At 70.3% G+C, this 14,925-nt stretch carries 15 protein-coding genes; 6 read left to right on the forward strand and 9 right to left on the reverse strand.

Annotated features, from left to right (window positions below; all coding sequences use genetic code 11):
• Positions 1-54: 54 nt before the first annotated feature.
• On the forward strand, positions 55-522 hold the full coding sequence (locus KGQ19_RS30960) for a L,D-transpeptidase (protein ID WP_212015657.1): 468 nt from the start codon (positions 55-57) through the stop codon (positions 520-522).
• Positions 523-641: 119 nt separating this feature from the next.
• Here the strand turns inward: KGQ19_RS30960 and KGQ19_RS30965 are convergent, their stop codons facing one another.
• Positions 642-959 (reverse strand): hypothetical protein, encoded by a 318-nt coding sequence (locus tag KGQ19_RS30965; protein WP_212015659.1) that lies wholly within the window; start codon positions 957-959, stop codon positions 642-644.
• 70 nt (positions 960-1,029) lie between these two features.
• Here KGQ19_RS30965 and KGQ19_RS30970 point away from each other — a divergent pair, with 70 nt between their 5' ends.
• Together KGQ19_RS30970 and KGQ19_RS30975 are read left to right on the forward strand one after the other, a co-directional pair.
• Positions 1,030-1,887: a LysR family transcriptional regulator gene (locus KGQ19_RS30970; RefSeq protein ID WP_212015661.1), complete on the forward strand. Its 858-nt coding sequence runs from the start codon at positions 1,030-1,032 to the stop codon at positions 1,885-1,887.
• Positions 1,888-1,943: 56 nt separating this feature from the next.
• Positions 1,944-3,128 (forward strand): nuclear transport factor 2 family protein, encoded by a 1,185-nt coding sequence (locus tag KGQ19_RS30975; RefSeq protein WP_212015663.1) that lies wholly within the window; start codon positions 1,944-1,946, stop codon positions 3,126-3,128.
• Positions 3,129-3,161: 33 nt separating this feature from the next.
• On the opposite strand, the gene KGQ19_RS30980 is transcribed toward KGQ19_RS30975, so the two are convergent.
• The 8 genes from KGQ19_RS30980 to KGQ19_RS31015 form a co-directional block, all read right to left on the reverse strand.
• Positions 3,162-4,052 (reverse strand): hypothetical protein, encoded by an 891-nt coding sequence (locus KGQ19_RS30980; protein WP_212015665.1) that lies wholly within the window; start codon positions 4,050-4,052, stop codon positions 3,162-3,164.
• A gap of 216 nt (positions 4,053-4,268) precedes the next feature.
• Complete coding sequence (locus KGQ19_RS30985) at positions 4,269-5,231, reverse strand: oxidoreductase (protein WP_230419717.1); 963 nt, start codon at positions 5,229-5,231, stop codon at positions 4,269-4,271.
• Between the two features lie 106 nt (positions 5,232-5,337).
• The gene (locus KGQ19_RS30990) at positions 5,338-6,465 is read right to left on the reverse strand and encodes a TIGR03364 family FAD-dependent oxidoreductase (protein WP_212015667.1); all 1,128 of its coding nucleotides are present in this window, start codon (positions 6,463-6,465) and stop codon (positions 5,338-5,340) included.
• A gap of 152 nt (positions 6,466-6,617) precedes the next feature.
• A complete protein-coding gene (locus KGQ19_RS30995) occupies positions 6,618-7,082 on the reverse strand; it encodes a PPOX class F420-dependent oxidoreductase (RefSeq protein WP_212015669.1) in 465 nt (154 codons plus the stop codon).
• A 39-nt stretch (positions 7,083-7,121) separates the two neighbouring features.
• A complete protein-coding gene (locus tag KGQ19_RS31000; protein WP_230419718.1) occupies positions 7,122-7,565 on the reverse strand; it encodes a cupin domain-containing protein in 444 nt (147 codons plus the stop codon).
• 2 nt (positions 7,566-7,567) lie between these two features.
• The gene (locus KGQ19_RS31005; RefSeq protein ID WP_212015671.1) at positions 7,568-8,812 is read right to left on the reverse strand and encodes an MFS transporter; all 1,245 of its coding nucleotides are present in this window, start codon (positions 8,810-8,812) and stop codon (positions 7,568-7,570) included.
• Positions 8,813-8,909: 97 nt separating this feature from the next.
• Complete coding sequence (locus KGQ19_RS31010) at positions 8,910-10,157, reverse strand: alpha/beta hydrolase (RefSeq protein WP_212015673.1); 1,248 nt, start codon at positions 10,155-10,157, stop codon at positions 8,910-8,912.
• A 152-nt stretch (positions 10,158-10,309) separates the two neighbouring features.
• Entirely contained in the window at positions 10,310-11,638 is a 1,329-nt protein-coding gene (locus tag KGQ19_RS31015) for an MFS transporter (protein ID WP_230419719.1), read from the reverse strand.
• 233 nt (positions 11,639-11,871) lie between these two features.
• Between KGQ19_RS31015 and KGQ19_RS31020 the strand changes: the two genes are divergently transcribed.
• The 3 genes from KGQ19_RS31020 (at position 11,872) to KGQ19_RS31030 (ending at position 14,917) form a co-directional block, all read left to right on the forward strand.
• Positions 11,872-12,768 carry a Sco1979 family transcriptional regulator gene (locus tag KGQ19_RS31020; protein ID WP_212015675.1) on the forward strand — a complete coding sequence of 299 codons (897 nt, stop codon included), beginning with the start codon at positions 11,872-11,874 and terminating at the stop codon, positions 12,766-12,768.
• A 97-nt stretch (positions 12,769-12,865) separates the two neighbouring features.
• Positions 12,866-13,672 carry an SAM-dependent methyltransferase gene (locus tag KGQ19_RS31025; protein ID WP_212015682.1) on the forward strand — a complete coding sequence of 269 codons (807 nt, stop codon included), beginning with the start codon at positions 12,866-12,868 and terminating at the stop codon, positions 13,670-13,672.
• Between the two features lie 117 nt (positions 13,673-13,789).
• Positions 13,790-14,917, forward strand: a complete 1,128-nt coding sequence (locus tag KGQ19_RS31030) for a DUF2332 domain-containing protein (RefSeq protein WP_212015684.1) — start codon at positions 13,790-13,792, stop codon at positions 14,915-14,917.
• Positions 14,918-14,925: the final 8 nt, after the last annotated feature.

The raw sequence follows: 14,925 nt of genomic DNA on the forward strand, positions 1-14,925 counted from the left end.
AGATGTGTATAAGAGACAGCCCTTATGTCACGCTCACTCGTCGGCTTATTGAGGATGGCGACGTCCATCAGTGTCCTCACAGCCTCGCTGCTGTTCCCCGGCTCCGCTTTCGCCGCCCAGGCCGTCGGCACCGGTTCGGGCGGCGCCGGCTGTCCGAACCGCCCCGCGCCGGTCATCTGCGTCGACCTGAGCCATCAACGGCTGTGGGTCCAGAAGAACGGCAAGACCGAGTTCCCGTCGATCCCGACCCGGTCGGGCCGTCGCGGCGACGCCACCCGGACCGGCTGGTTCCACGTCTTCCAGCGCGACCAACACCACTGGTCGAACGAGTACTCCTCGCCGATGCCCTACAGCCTGTTCTTCAGCGGCGGCCAGGCGATCCACGGAGTCACCGAGGACCTGTCGCGGGGTCCGGGCTCCCATGGCTGCGTGAACATCAGGGTCGCCGATGCCCGGCGGCTGTGGGCCGCGACGACGCTCGGCGAGGCCGTCTACGTCTGGGGACGCAAGCCCGGGACGTGACCGGCCTCCGGCATCAGCGTGCGGCGGGCATCGCAGGATGCCCGCCGCACGACGCGATGCCCGCCCGCGCCGGTTCGCCGTTCCCGGCGCCGCGTATTACCGCCGCATGCACCGCACGCTCACGCCAGCGGCTCGTGGTTGGCCCACCCGACCTTGTACGCGTAGCGCCCGCGCCACTCGTCGATCACCTCGCCGACCTCCGGTGCGGCGAAGGTCTTCGTCAGCGCCTCGTGGTCGGCGACGGAGATCTGCACGATCGCGGTGGCGATCAGTGCGGGGATGTGCTCCTCGCCGGGGACGGGGATGTGGTGGGCACTGGCGGCGGACTGGACGTGGCCGGTCGCCAGGAGGGCTCGTTCGATGTCTGTGAGGTATCGATCGAGTTCGCCGTCGGGCAACGGCTCGGTGAACGAGACAATCATGGTGTGCTGGATCATGCTGCGATTCTCGGTGCTCGTGACCTCCGGTGTCCAAGACCTCTTCGCTCTTCGGCGATAACCTGGAGGCATGAGTGAGTTGGAGACCCGCGAGCTGGAGTACTTCCTCGCGGTCGCGGACGAATTGCACTTCGGCCGGGCGGCGATCCGGCTCTCGATCGCGCAGCCGGCGCTGTCCAAGGCGGTGCGGCGGATCGAGACCCGGCTCGGCGTCGCGCTGTTCGTCCGCTCCAGTCGGCACGTCGAGCTGACGGCAGCCGGCCTGGCGTTGCAGGAGCACGGCCGGCACGCGCTCAACGCGGTCGGCGCCGCGGTCCGGCACGCGCAGAACGCCGGCAGCAGCCAGGCCCACCTGCGGCTCGTCCTCAAGCCGGGTGGGGACGGCGGGCTTTTGTCCGGCCTCATCGCCGCCTACGCCGCGCACCCGGGCGCCCGGCCCGTGGACATCCTGTTCAGCGGCCCCACCGACCGGGCCGACTTCCTGCTCGACGGCCGAGCCGACGTCGGCCTGCTCTTCGCCCCGTTCGACCCGCTCGACGGCCTGGCCTACGAGCGCCTGTACACCGAGGACCGCGTCCTCATCGTCCCGGCGGCGCACCGGCTGGCCGGTCGTGCCCCGGTACGGCTCGCCGATCTCGTCGGTGAGCCGCTGCCGCAGTGGAACGACGCCTCCTCCGAGGAAGGCGCCGGGGTCCAGGTCGGCGACGTGGTCCAGATGCTGCACATGATCAGCGCGGACCGGATGATCGGCGTGCTGCCCCGCTCGCTCGTCCCGGTGCTCCCGCCGGGCCTGGTCCGCGTCCCGATCACGGACGCGGCACCCAGCCATCTCGTGCTGGCCTGGAACGCGCAGGACTCCCGGCCGCTGGTCGCCTCGTTCGTGGCCGCCGCGCTGACCCTGAGGCCGAGTCATGCGCCGCACGCATAGCTGATCTGCGAGATACGCGTTTGTCGCAGGCCTGACGATGCTGCACGCTCGGCACCATGACGACACCGCACACCATCACCGTCCTCGGCCTGGGCCGGCTGGGCGCCCCGATAGCCACCCGACTCGCCGACCAGGGCTGGCACGTCATCGGCTGGACCCGTTCCGGCCGCCCGGCGGCCGGAAGCGTGGAACCGGCGGGCGACGCGAACGAGGCGGTACAGAAGGCTGACATAGTGCTGCTGTGCCTGTTCGACGGACCGGCCTGCGAGCAGGTTCTCGACCAGGTCCGCGATTCCCTGCGGCCGGACGCGGTCGTGCTCAACACCAGCACCGTCGGCCCCGACGAAGCCGCCGCACTCGCCGCGCGCTTCGGCCCGAACTACGTCCACGCGCCCGTGCTGGGCTCCGGTCCCGCGGTGGCGAACGGAGCACTGCGGATCCTCGCCGCCGGTAACGCAGAGCCCTTCGATGCCGTCCGGCCGGTCCTCGAAGCACTCGGTACGGTCCGACGCGTCGAAGACGCGGCCACCGCCGCCGCTCTCAAGCTGGTCGCGAACTCCTCCCTCGCCGGCGCCGTCTTCGCACTCCGTGACTCGCTGCAACAGGCGGACGCGCTGGGGCTGCCCAGGGCCGCGGCGTTGGACATTCTCGAGCTCGGCCTGCTGGGCGGGCTCGTGCGCAAACGGGACTTCCTCATCGAGCCGTCCGCGACCGCGAAGCCCGGAACCCCCGAGGCCACGTTCACGATCGGCGCGCTGGCCAAGGACATGGCGCTGCTGGCCGACGCGACGGACAAGCCCCTGCCCATCGCGGCGGAACTGGCCGACGCGCCTGCCGGCCCTGAAGCCGATATCGCCGTTGTCGCAACCGCTCCCGCTGTGGACGACGCTGTGCTCGAAGCCGTGCTCGAACCACTCCGCGCCTACATCCGCGGCCACGCCACCCGCGACCCGGCCCACTTCCGCGAGGCGTTCCTCAGCAGCGCGCACATCGAGGGAATCCGGGACGGCGTCTTCGTCTCGTGGCCGCTGGACGAGTACTGCGCCATGTTCGACGGCCAGCCGGCCGAGGACGAGTCGACCCGCACCCGCCGCATCGACAGCGTCCGGGTGCACGGCAGCGTCGCCTCCGCCGGCATGACGCTCAAGCACGGCCCGGACACCTTCACCGACATCTTCCTGCTGGTGCGCGTGGGCGACGGATGGCGGATCGCGAACAAGGCCTATCACCGGCACTCGTGACAGCGTCACCTCACGTGTGTCATCTCACGTGCGTCACCTCACGTGTGTTGCAGCGACCGGAACTCGCCCGCCCACGTGAGGTTCTGACCGGGCAGGCCGTCGGCGCCGGGCTGGGTCGGACAGGTGCTTCTGATACAGCTTGACCAGCGAGAACTCGGTGGCCAGGAACTTCTGGTCCGGCCGGATCCGGGGGACGATGGAGTCGAGGTAGCGCTGGCAGTCGCTCATCGAGGCCACGTGCGGGTGACAGTCCGTCCCGGCGATGTCCGGGTTGCCCTTCACATACGCGAGCCAGCGATTGATGAGCGGGACATCGCTCTTCTTGGGATTCTCCAAATCGGTGAGGGCGCCCATGAAGATCTGCGTTTTCGTGGCGGCGGCGCCGTGCTGCTTCCGATAGTCGATCGCGTGTTGCGCGACGGCTTCGTAGAAAGCGTTGAGATTGCCGGTCTTCTGGCCGCATTCGAAGAACGGCTCGTTGCCGATCACGACGATGTCGACCTGGCCCAGGACGACCGCCAGGGCCTTGTCGAGGCGCGCGAGGGCGACGTCCATCGCGCTGCTGCCGACGTCCGGAAGGCCCTGCGCGTAGTCGAATTTCAGGTTCAGCACGGTGCCGTAACCGTCGGCGACGGCCGCGGTCAGCTTCTTCATCCCGGGCTGGCCGGCCACGTCGCCTTGATCGGCGTTCTGCATGAGGTAGAAGCCGCGGACCCAGGTCGCCGAGACCGCCCGCAACTGTGCGAAGTCCAGCAGATCAAGGTCCTGGTTCAGGTTGGCGGCGATCACGTTGACCGGTGGCGGCGCGGAGACGTGGCCCGCGGCGGGAGCGGTGTCGGCACCGCTACTACGGCTGCTGCTGCCCCCGCTGCCGCCACCGCCGGGATCCGTAGTGGAATCGCCTGCTGGAGTGTTCGCCGGCAAGGCCGCGGGCGTAGCCGAACCACAGCCGGCTACGCCTGTGGCCGCCAATCCGGCCGCCAGCGTTGACAATCCGAGCAGGCGACGGCGATTCAGCACGCGCGCACTTGGGAGTATTCGACACCACACATATTCGACTCCTTTCGTGTGCGTTGTCGATTCTTCCAATGCGCGCCTGAGGCCCGAGTAAACGAGTCATCGCGTCAACAGGCCGGCGGATCAGAACGCGTTGATTCCGGTGAGCTCAGCCGACAGCGTCCACAGCCGTGATGCGGCCTCCGCGTCGGCTCCCCACGGATGCAGCCCGGCGCGCATGGCGTCCGGTGCCTCCGGATCCACGACCTCTGCGACCTCGCAGTCCTCAAGGTAGAGCCCGCCAAGGCCGGCCAAAGCCGGTGCGCTCACCGCCCAAGCCGCCGTCGCCGCCCCGGCGCCGACCGACTTCCAGCGGATGAGGTCGTTGCCGTCGCTGTCGACCCAGCCGAGGGCGATCGCGTCCTCGGGCGCGACGTAGCGCTGGAGGTTGGTGCGGATGCCGCCGGGGTTGAGCGAGAACGCCCGCACGCCGGAGGACTCGGCGAGGGTGTCGAGGTGCAGGGCGAACAGGATGTTCGCGGTCTTCGACTGCCCGTACGCCTGCCAGCGGTCGTAGTCCCGCTCGAAGTGCGGGTCGTCCCAGCGGATGTCGGAGAACTTGTGACCGCGCGAGGAGAACGCCGCCACCCGGGCGCCGCCGTCGGCGACCAGCGCCGGCCACAGCAGGTTGGTCAGGGCGAAGTGGCCGAGGTGATTGGTGCCGAACTGGAGCTCCCAGCCCGGCCCCACGCGGGTGAGCGGAGCGGCCATCACACCGGCGCAGTTGATCAGGTAGTCGATGCCGCGGCCGTCGTCCAGCAGACGTGCGGCGAACGCGCGTACCGAGTCCAGGTCGGCCAGGTCGAGCTCGGCGACCTCGACGCGCTCCACCCCGGCCAGGGCGGCGCGGGCCGCGTCGGGGCGCCGGGCGGGGACGAGCACGGTCGCCCCGGCGGCGGACAGGGCACTGACATCCTCCAGGCCGAGACCGGAGCCACCGCCGGTGACGACGGCGAACCGGCCGGTCAGGTCGATTCCGTCGAGCACTTCACGGGCCGTGCTGGCAGCGCTGAATCCGCTGCCGATGGGCTTTTGCGTACGGGTCATGATCAGAGCGTAGGCAGGGCGGATCCGGGTGAACCAGGCCCTGCCAGGGAGGGTCTGAGCGCACCCTCCCTGATTCGTGTGACCCGCCTTACTGGCGTTACTGCCGTTACGCGCGGTTCCCGAGCACGCCCGCCATGACCTCCTGCGCGAAGCCGAACGCGGTCGTCATCCCGACCCCCGCGGTCACGGCCGCGACCCGCACGCCCTCGGCCGGCTCGGCGTTCAGGAACGGCTCGGGCGCCGAGGCGTAGACCCCGCGCCAGCGCTCGCGCACCGTCAACCGCTCCACGCCGAGCAGCTTCGCCGTTTCGCGCAGGACCGCGGCGTCTAGCTCTTCGTCGTTGAAGGGCAGGTGCGTGCTGGCGTAGCTGTGGGTGTCGCCGATGGTCAGCGTGCCGTCGGGGCGCTGGGTGAACATCAGGTTCAGGCCGATGCCGACCAGGTCGGGGTGATCGCGAGTGAGCCGGTCGCGCAGCGCGGGCAGCGAGGCGCATTCGGCGAAGCCGCCGTAGCGGAGCATCGAGAAACCGGTCTGCACGGCCGGTTCGATACTTTGGCCGGTCGGGTTGTCGACGCGGAGCATCCGCAGCGCGCAGCGCTGGACGCCGTGTTCGGCGGCCAGGCCGGGGAAGTGGCGGTCCACGTCGTGGCCGGTGGCGACGACGATCCGGTCGGCGCGCAGCTCGCCCCGGCCGGTCTGGACACGTCCGGGCTCGATGACGTGTGCGGTCGTGGCCCAGTGGAACCGCACCCCGCGGGCGGCGAGGTATTCGGCGATCCTCGGGACGCTCTCGCGCGGATCCACGCGCAGGTCCTGCGACAGCCAGGCGCCGCCGACGACACCCGGGCCGAACGCGGCGTGCCCGGCCACCTCCTCGGCGGTCAGCATCAGCGCCTCCTCGCCGCGCCGGCCGGAGAACTCCTCCAACACCGCGAGCTCGTCGTCGTGGCGCGCCACCATCAGCGTCCCGGTACGTCGGGCCCAGAACCCGGCCGCCTCGGCCAGCCGGAGCCAGGTCACCCGAGCCGCCCGGCCGTAGCCGAGCGCGGGCCCGGACTGCGCGGTCGCGCAGGCGTGGCCGAAGTTGCGTATGGAGGCGCCGGCGGCCCGGTCGTCACGCTCGACGACGGCGACGGACCGCCCGCGTTCCACCGCCTCATAGGCGCACGCCAACCCGACGATGCCGGCTCCGACGACGAGTACGTCCACTGATTCCGAACCCGGCTCCGCCATATGTGTCCCGTCCCTCGGCGCGTCGCTGATCATCTTGCCCGGCAAGCTAGGACGAGCGGCGCCGACAAGGTGGAACGCGGTCGGAACGTCAGGTTAACGGAGCCCGTCCAAACAGGACAGGTACCGCGATGGGCGCATAGTCAGCCGACCGCTCAGTCCGCCAACCGCGCCGGGAAACCACCGGTCGCCACCGGCCCCCACCGGCGCGGCGTGACTCGGATGATCGACTTGCCCTGCTGCACCATCGCCTCCCGGTACTCGTCCCAGTCGGGGTGCTCACCGGCGATGTTGCGGTAGTACTCGACCAGCGGTTCCACCGAGTCCGGCAGGTCCAGCACCTCGGCGTCGCCGTCGATCTGCACCCACGGGCCGTTCCACTCATCCGACAGGACCACGACGCTGACCGCCGCCTCCCGCCGCGCGTTCGTGGTCTTCGCCCGCTCCGGGTAGGTGGACATGACCAGGCGCCCCGAATCGTCGACCCCGCAGGTCAAGGGCGAGGCCTGCGGCGATCCGTCGGCCCGCCGGGTGATCAGCAGCGCCCGGTGTCGGGGACGGACGAAGTCGAGCAGCGCTTCGAGGTCGACGGAGGTGTTGGTGGCGATCGTGCGGGGCATGTCAGGGAACCGCCTTAGGGAATGGGGGTGGTCACGACTTTACTGGAACCCGCATCCGGGATTCGGGGCGTCCTCGGCCAACGGGCTCCCCGCCGGATTGGTGTACTCCACGTCCAGCACCACCGGTGTCGTCCCCAGGTTCCGGTCGATCTGCACGTTCTCCGCGCCGCCGGCCTCCACGAACGACGTGTTCTGGCTGAAGACGTCGGTCGTCGTGCAACTCGCGTCGTTGTGCGTCAGCGAGCCCTGCTCGACGTACACCGCCAGCGTCCCGTCGTGCCACTGCCATCCGGTGCTGCCGCCGGGCTGGATCGTGATCTGCTGGTGGACGGAGTCCGTGCCCAAGACGGTGGTCTTGCCGATGACTGTGCCCGACACCCCGGACGCGGGTGTCGCACTGGCGATGCCCGGCGTGAGCACTGTGGTCACGGCGGTCGCGGTGACGGCACCGGCGAACGCGAACCGGCGATCGACCCTCGGCATGGTCAGCTCCTTGCATGAGTCCTGATATGGCGGCTTTTGACCGAGTTTACCGATGGCGTGGCCGAGGGTGCTGGATCTGACACCTGCTTCACCCCCGCGGTCGGGCGAATCAGCTCATAGAGCCACACCGCCAATGCCAGCACCGCCATAGCCGCGCCGAAGGTGCAGACAGCGCCCCATCCCCAGGCGCTGTAAAGACTTGTGGCGATGATCGCCCCGCCGCCGGTGCCGAGCGAGTAGTAGACCATGTAGCCGCCGATGACGCGGCTGGTCGCGGTCGGGTCGTCGGCGACGATCAGGTGCTGGTTGGTCACGTGCAGGGCCTGGCCGGCGAAGTCCAGGACGACGATGCCGACGATCAGCAGCGGCAGCGAGAACTCGGCCGTGCCGATCGCCGCCCACGACGCCAGCAGCAGGACCAGCGTGACGCCGGTGACCAGCGGCGCGCGTCCGCGGTCGGCGAGACGTCCGGCGCCGCTCGCGCTGAGGGCCCCCGCGGCCCCGGCGATACCGAACAGGCCGATCTGGGACGTCGACAGGTGCCACGGCGCCTCGGCCAACGGCAGCGCGACCGAGCCCCACAGCGCGCCGAAGCATCCGAACAGGAACAAGGCGAGCAGACTCCTGATACGGAAGGTGCGGTTCCGCGCGGTGAGCGTGAAGACCGACGTGATGAGGCGGCGGTAGGGGACCGGCGTGGTCTGGGGCCGGGGGCGTGACGGCAGCCGGCTCAAGGCCGCGGCCATCACGACCATGACCACGGCCGGGAGCAGGAACGCCGCGCGCCAGCCGAGCGCGGAGGCGACCAGCCCGGAAGCGGTGCGGGCCAACAGGATTCCGAGGACGACGCCGCTGGTCACCACGCCCAGCACCCGGCCGCGTCGCTCCGGCGGGCTCAGCACCGCCGCGTAGGCGACGATGACCTGCACGACCGCCGACGCCACCCCCACGACGGCGCAGGCCGCGAAGAACGGGGCCGGTCCGTCGGCGAGCCCGGCGGCCGTGAGCCCGATCCCGGCGGCGAACGCCAGCCGGCTGATCAGCTTGCGCGGATCCACCAGGTCGCCGAGCGGGACGAGCAGGATCAGGCCGAGCAGGTAGCCCAGTTGCGTGACCGCCGTGGTCAGGCCCAGGCTCCCGGCGCTGACGTGGAGCGCGTCGCCGATCTGGGCCAGCAGCGGCTGCGCGTAGTAGACGTTCGCGACCGACAGGCCGCCGGCCACTGCCAGGAGCAGGGCGAAGCCCATTCCGCACCCCCAAAGTGGCAGTAGAAGAAAACCAGATTAAGGGGGGCGGTTTTCTTTTGCAACCACAATGGCGGCGGAGATGACGGGCTGATCCGGCCTATCCGGCCGGCTGCGCGCTGTCGAGATGCTGGCTGAGCCAGGTGTACATCTCGGGCAGCCAGCTTCGCCACACCGCCGGGTTGTGCGCACCGTGTGCGTGCTCTGACACCGACACGATGTCCGGCGCCGCGGCCTGCAACTGGAACGCCACCGGCAGCGAGTCGGTGTCCTGGTCCGAGACCGCCGCCAGCAGGCTGACCGGCTGGTCCGGGCCGGGGTGGCGGTGCGTCAGCAGCCACAGCGTGGAGTTCTGGTCGACGAAGTCCGTTCCGGCTCGCACCACCTGACGGCCGTCGGGCGTGGAGTCCCCGGCCATCTGTGCCGCGGAGCGGAAGTACTGCGGGTACTGCACCAGGAGCTTGCCGGCGCACAGCCCGCCGTCGGAGAAGCCCATGAGGCCCCAGCCGGTGCGCTTGTCGGAGACGTGGAAGTTCGCCTCGATCATGGTGCGCACGTCCTCGGCGATGTACGTGGCCATCTGCGGGCCGCCGGGGATGTTGGAGCAGTTGAGGTTCTGGCCGTTCTGGTTGACGTTCACCGCGACCAGCACGAACGGTGTGGCCTGCTGCTTGGCGAGCATCTGCTGGAGCACCCCGCCGCCGTCCAGGACGCTGAACCAGCCGGCCGGCGAGCCGGGGTAGCCCGGGAACAGCATGATCACCGGGAAGCGGGTGTTCGCGTAGGCGGGCTGGTTGTACTGCGGCGGCAGCCAGACCGCGACGTCGCCGCCGTTCCCGCCGATGCCGGACAGCGGGCCGCGGAAGGCCGCGACCTGAGTGTCGTGGCCGCCGGGGACGAAGACCGGCTTGGGGACGTTCGCGGGGTTCACGGTGCCCGCCGGATTCGGCGCGGTGCCGTGCGCGGACTGCCCGCCGCCGCCGAAGCCGAGCTGCGGCTGCCGGTTCGCGTTCGGGTTCGGGTTCGGGTTCGCGTTCGGGTCGGTCGCAGGCGTGCCGCTCTGGTTCAGATCGGTGGCCGTGCGGGTGGCCTGGTGCAGGGCGACCGGCCCGCCGCCGTCGTCGCCGAGCAGATCGCTCCACGAGGCGTACAGGTCGTAGTGGTTGTTGATCAGCAGCCCGACCAGCAACAGCATCGTGGCCTGGCACAGGCCGATCAATCCGAGCCGGCTGGCGGCGCGCACCGGGCGCGGGCCGCGGGCCCGGTTCCACAGCAGATAGGTGGCGACCGGGGCGCCGATGGTCACGCACGCCGCGAGGATGAGCAGCGAAGTGCTGGTCAGGCTCATGGGAGGGCCTTCCGGGACGAGTCACTCATGGCGTGGCACAGTCTCGGGGCCTCGCACAGTATCGTCCGTACTGTCCCATATGAGAACTTCATGAGACAAGGCGATCAAATGAGATTCCGGTCACATCGGGGTTTGAACCCCGCGCGGCCTGTTCATCGCGCGGGCAGCAGCAAGGCGTACGCCGCCGACACCGCGATCAGCCCGGCGGCGGCGTCCATGGCCGCGACGATCCCGATCTCCTGCCCGAGCAGCGACCCGCCGACCATGCCGCTCAGCGTGGCCAGCCCTTGGACCGCGAGGTAGGCGGAGCTGACCCGGCCCTGGACGCGATCCGGCGTCCGGCGCGTGATCGAGGTGTCGGCGGTGACCAGGAAGCAGACGGCCGGCGGCCCGATGAGTGTGAACAGGACGACGTCGCCGGCGAGGTGCGGCACGTTGAACGTCACGGCGAAGACGACGGCCAGCGCGCCGAGGCTGGCCGCGATCGTGGTGCGGTCGGACGCGCGCCCGACGACCAGCCGGCTCGCGGGCGCGCCGAGGAGGAAGCCGAGGCCGAGGGTGCCGAACAGGATGCCGAGGCTCTGGGCTCCGGAGTCCAGGACGGCGCTGAGGTAGGGGACGAGGAGCGCGGTGAGGATCGCGTTGCCGGTGAAGAAGACTGCTGCGACGCCGAACAGCGTGGGGAGCGCGGGCGTGCGGCGGAGGTGGCCCATGCCGATGCGGAAGTCCTCGGTGAAGCGGGCTGTGGTTTCGGCGGAGTGCTCGGCGGGCGAGTGCCCCCGACCCGGCCTGAAGCGAACCAGGGCTATGAGGCACGCCGAGGCTGTGTAACTCGCCGCGTCGGTCGCCACCACCGCCCGGAACCCGGCGACCGCGAACAGCACGCCACCCAACGGCCCGCCGACGAGCCGTATCGTCCCGCCGACCAGCTGCCCCAGCGAGTTCGCCGCGCTGAGCTCGGGCCCGCGTCCGACGAGGTTGGGGACGAGCGCACGCTGCGCGGGCCCGAAGAACTGGCCGAACGCCGACTCCAGGGCCAGCGCGGCATAGACGATCCAGACCTCACCGCGGGTGTGGACCGACAGCAGCAGCAGGACGGCGCCGGTGCGCAGGAGGTCGGCCGCGATCATCGTGTGCCGCCGGTCCCACCGATCCGCGAACACGCCGGCGACCGGCCCGAGCACTACGGCCGGCACGGTCTCGGCGGCCATCGACAGGCCGGTCGCCATGGTGGAACCGGTCAGGCGGAAGACGAAGAAGGGGGCTGCGACGAGCAGGAGCCAGTCGCCGATGCTGGACAGGAACTGGCCGGTGAGGATCAGGCGGTAGTCGCGGATGCGCAGGACGCTGAGCATGCTCGCGCTTTTGACGCTATTGCTTCTATCGCTATCGCCGTTGTGGTTGTTGCCGTCGCTCGCGCTGCTGTCGCCGCCGGCCGTGCTTCCGTCGCCGGCCGGGCTTTGGTTGGCGCTGCCGCTCATGTGGACCCCACTCGCAGGCGTCTTGTATTAGCACTCTCACTCAGGGAGTGCCAAAAGACTCTGACACGCCACCCGCCCGCCCGCAAGCACTCTCCTCCCGAGAGTGCTGGAAATCAGTCCCTTGACACCCCGTCACACCGAACCCGCGTCAGCGACTACCCTTAGGGGGACACAACGACGAACCGCGGCGGGCCACAAGCCGGAGCCGCGGCGCACCAGCACTGGGAGCACGGATGAGCTCGATACCGGCTGAGCACTCGGTCGATCGGGTTGTCGGGTCCGAGGACAGCGGGCCGACCGTCATGCGCATGGTGCTCGGATCGCAGTTGCGCCGCCTGCGCATCGCCGCCGGAGTGACCCGCGGCGCCGCCGGCTACGAGATCCGTTGCTCCCACACGAAAATCAGCCGCATGGAGTTGGGTCAGGTCAGCTTCAAGCGTCGCGACGTGGCCGACCTGCTCGGCCTGTACGGCGTCTCCGACGACACCGAGCGCGAAGCCATCCTCGCCCTGGCCGCCCAAGCCAACGCGCACGGCTGGTGGCACGGTTTCGCTGATCTGATGCCCGGCTGGTTCGAGGTCTACGTCGGTCTGGAGGAGGCGGCCTCAGTCATCCGCTGCTATGAGGCCCAGTTCATCCCCGGCCTGTTGCAGAGCGAGGACTACGCCCGCGCGGTCATCCACGACGGCTACCCGCTGGCGACCGCCGAGGAGATCGAGCGCCGTGTGCGGCTGCGGATGAACCGGGCTCGGCTGGTCCACAGCGCAGAGCCGCCGCGGATCTGGGCGGTCCTCGACGAGGCCGCGCTGCGTCGCCAGCCCGGCGGGGCGGGTGTGATGCGGGCGCAGCTCACGCATCTGCTTCAGCTGTGCCAACTGCCGCACGTCACCGTCCAGGTCGCGCCGTTCGCCCGCGGCGGTCCGGCGGCGGCCGGGCCGTTCACGATCCTGCGCTTCGCCGAGCCGGCGCTGCCCGACATCGTCTATCTGGAGCAGCTTACCGGGGCGGCGTACCTGGACAAACGTGAGGATCTGGACGCCTACACGACCGTGGTGGACCAGCTCTGCGTCCAGGCGCTGTCGCCCTCGGAGACCGTCGGGTTCCTCACCCGGCTGGTCGAAGGGTACTGATTCCCCACCGCGATCGGCGGCCGGCCCGAAGCGGATCTCAAGTGCGTCCCAGAGCTCTTATTCCGTTCGGAGCGGGCCTCAGGGCAGGATGGGCCCCATGACCGACGAGACGCAGCACCGGCCGACCCCGCAGATCGACAGCAGCGTTCCGCACTCGGCCCGGATCTTCAACTACTGGCTGGGCGGCAAGGACAACTACCCGGTCGACCGCGAGGCGGGGGACCGCTTCCGCGAGGTCTTCCCCGAGATAGTCGATCTGGCCCGCAGCGGCCGGCAGTTCCTGGTCCGCACGGTCCGCTTCCTGACGGCCGAGGCGGGCATCCGTCAGTTCCTGGACGTCGGCACCGGCCTGCCCACGGCGAACAACACCCACGAGATCGCACAGGGCATCGAGCCCAGCTCGCGCATCGTCTACGTCGACAACGACCCGCTGGTCCTGGCACACGCGCAGGCACTGCTGGTCGGCACCGAGGAAGGCGCGACCGACTACATCGAGGCCGATCTCGACGACCCCGAGGCGATCCTGGCCGGGGCCGCCCAGACCCTGGACCTGTCCGAGCCGGTCGCCATCGTCCTGCAGGGGATCCTGGCGCACGTCGACCGGTACGAGCGGGCGCTGGAGATCGTCCACCAGTTGATGGCCGCGGTGCCGTCGGGCAGCTACCTCGTGGTGCGCGACGGTGCTGACACCAACGCCGCGTACCAGGACGCCATCAACCGCTACAACCAGAGCGGCGCGGTCCCGTACAACCTGCGCAGCCCCGAGCAGATCGCGGGGTACCTCGACGGCCTGGAACCCGTCGAGCCGGGCCTGGTGTCCTGTCCGCTGTGGCGGCCGGACACGACGGACATCGGGACGCCGGTGGAGCAGGCGGTGCTGGGGGCTGTGGCGCGTAAGCCGTAGCCGGGCATCTGGGCATCTGGGCATCCGGGTATCCGGGCATCCGGGCGTCTCTTTCGCACTCGAGGCTCGCCGACGATCCGCCAGGAAATGGGATCTCGGCGGCCTTACAGTGATCGCATGACCGATCTCGGCGGCACGCCGCGGGACCTCGTCCCCGTGTTCGAAGGCTTCCACGGCATGAAGGCCGTCCAGACCTCCCCGCTCTACGAACACCTCAACACCGCGTTCATTACAGAGCCCGAACTCGCCGCCGCCCTGCTGGCCGCGCCGCCGACCGAACGCCTCCCGCTGCTGCTGTTCGCCTCGGTCCACTTCCTGCTGCGCAACGCCCCGGCCGAGGGGGACGCGGCGCTCGCCGCGTACTACCCCTCGCTCGGCGGCAGCAGGGCGCCGGACTCCGAGCTGACCGGTACGTTCCGGGAGTTCACCACCCGCCGCGACACCGAACTGCGGGCCCTGACTTCCACGCGCGTCACGCAGACCAACGAGGCGCGCCGCGCGGCCATGCTCCGCCCGGCCCTCACCGCGGCCCAGAAACGGGCCGGGGACCGCGAGATCGCGCTGGTCGAGGTGGGATGCAGCAGCGGCCTGATGCTGCTGCCGGACCGCTACGGCTACCGCTACGACCAGCCCGACGGTTCGGTGCTCGAGTTCGGAGACCCCGCCACCCCGGAACTCCTCCTGCAAGCCGTGGTCCGTGGCGACAAGCCGGTCCCGGAGTGGCTGGCGACCCCGCTGCGCATCGCCTCGCGCGTCGGGATAGACCGCAACCCGATCAGCGCCGACGACACCGAGCAGACCGACTGGCTCCGGGCCTGCATCTGGCCCGAGCACCTGGACCGCCTGGCCCGGCTGGAGGCCGCGCTGGCCCAGGCCCGCGAGGCCGGTCTGGACCTGCGGCGCGGCGATCTGTTGGACCTGCTCCCGGCGGCGGTCGCCGAGGCCCCGCGGGACGCGGTCGTGGTCGTCGTGTCCTCCCACGTCCTGCCCTACCTGGCCGATGCCGACCGCACGGCCTTCGCCGAGCAGGTCGCAGAGCTCGCCGCGACCCGCGACCTGATGCTCGTCCTCAACGAGGACCACCGGTTCGGCCGCGTCTTCGGTGTCGAGGCGCCGGGCAGTGCGGGCTACGTCGCGGCGTCCTTCGTAGACTTCACCGCCGGCGACTTCACCGCCGCCGAAGCGCCGACCGCCACCGCGTTGGCGAAGGTCGACCCGCACGGCACCTGGCTGGAATGGCTCTGACCCGGCAT

This window comes from Catenulispora pinistramenti (assembly GCF_018274385.1).
GTDB lineage: Bacteria > Actinomycetota > Actinomycetes > Streptomycetales > Catenulisporaceae > Catenulispora > Catenulispora pinistramenti.

Excerpts from the sequence above, each read along its gene's own strand:
- KGQ19_RS30960 (WP_212015657.1), top strand. The coding sequence starts at position 55 with ATGGCGACGTCCATCAGTGTCCTCACAGCCTCGCTGCTGTTCCCCGGC.
- KGQ19_RS30965 (WP_212015659.1), bottom strand. The coding sequence starts at position 959 with ATGATCCAGCACACCATGATTGTCTCGTTCACCGAGCCGTTGCCCGAC.
- KGQ19_RS30970 (WP_212015661.1), top strand. The coding sequence starts at position 1,030 with ATGAGTGAGTTGGAGACCCGCGAGCTGGAGTACTTCCTCGCGGTCGCG.
- KGQ19_RS30975 (WP_212015663.1), top strand. The coding sequence starts at position 1,944 with ATGACGACACCGCACACCATCACCGTCCTCGGCCTGGGCCGGCTGGGC.
- KGQ19_RS30985 (WP_230419717.1), bottom strand. The coding sequence starts at position 5,231 with ATGACCCGTACGCAAAAGCCCATCGGCAGCGGATTCAGCGCTGCCAGC.
- KGQ19_RS30990 (WP_212015667.1), bottom strand. The coding sequence starts at position 6,465 with ATGGCGGAGCCGGGTTCGGAATCAGTGGACGTACTCGTCGTCGGAGCC.
- KGQ19_RS30995 (WP_212015669.1), bottom strand. The coding sequence starts at position 7,082 with ATGCCCCGCACGATCGCCACCAACACCTCCGTCGACCTCGAAGCGCTG.
- KGQ19_RS31000 (WP_230419718.1), bottom strand. The coding sequence starts at position 7,565 with ATGCCGAGGGTCGATCGCCGGTTCGCGTTCGCCGGTGCCGTCACCGCG.
- KGQ19_RS31005 (WP_212015671.1), bottom strand. The coding sequence starts at position 8,812 with ATGGGCTTCGCCCTGCTCCTGGCAGTGGCCGGCGGCCTGTCGGTCGCG.
- KGQ19_RS31010 (WP_212015673.1), bottom strand. The coding sequence starts at position 10,157 with ATGAGCCTGACCAGCACTTCGCTGCTCATCCTCGCGGCGTGCGTGACC.
- KGQ19_RS31015 (WP_230419719.1), bottom strand. The coding sequence starts at position 11,638 with ATGAGCGGCAGCGCCAACCAAAGCCCGGCCGGCGACGGAAGCACGGCC.
- KGQ19_RS31020 (WP_212015675.1), top strand. The coding sequence starts at position 11,872 with ATGAGCTCGATACCGGCTGAGCACTCGGTCGATCGGGTTGTCGGGTCC.
- KGQ19_RS31025 (WP_212015682.1), top strand. The coding sequence starts at position 12,866 with ATGACCGACGAGACGCAGCACCGGCCGACCCCGCAGATCGACAGCAGC.
- KGQ19_RS31030 (WP_212015684.1), top strand. The coding sequence starts at position 13,790 with ATGACCGATCTCGGCGGCACGCCGCGGGACCTCGTCCCCGTGTTCGAA.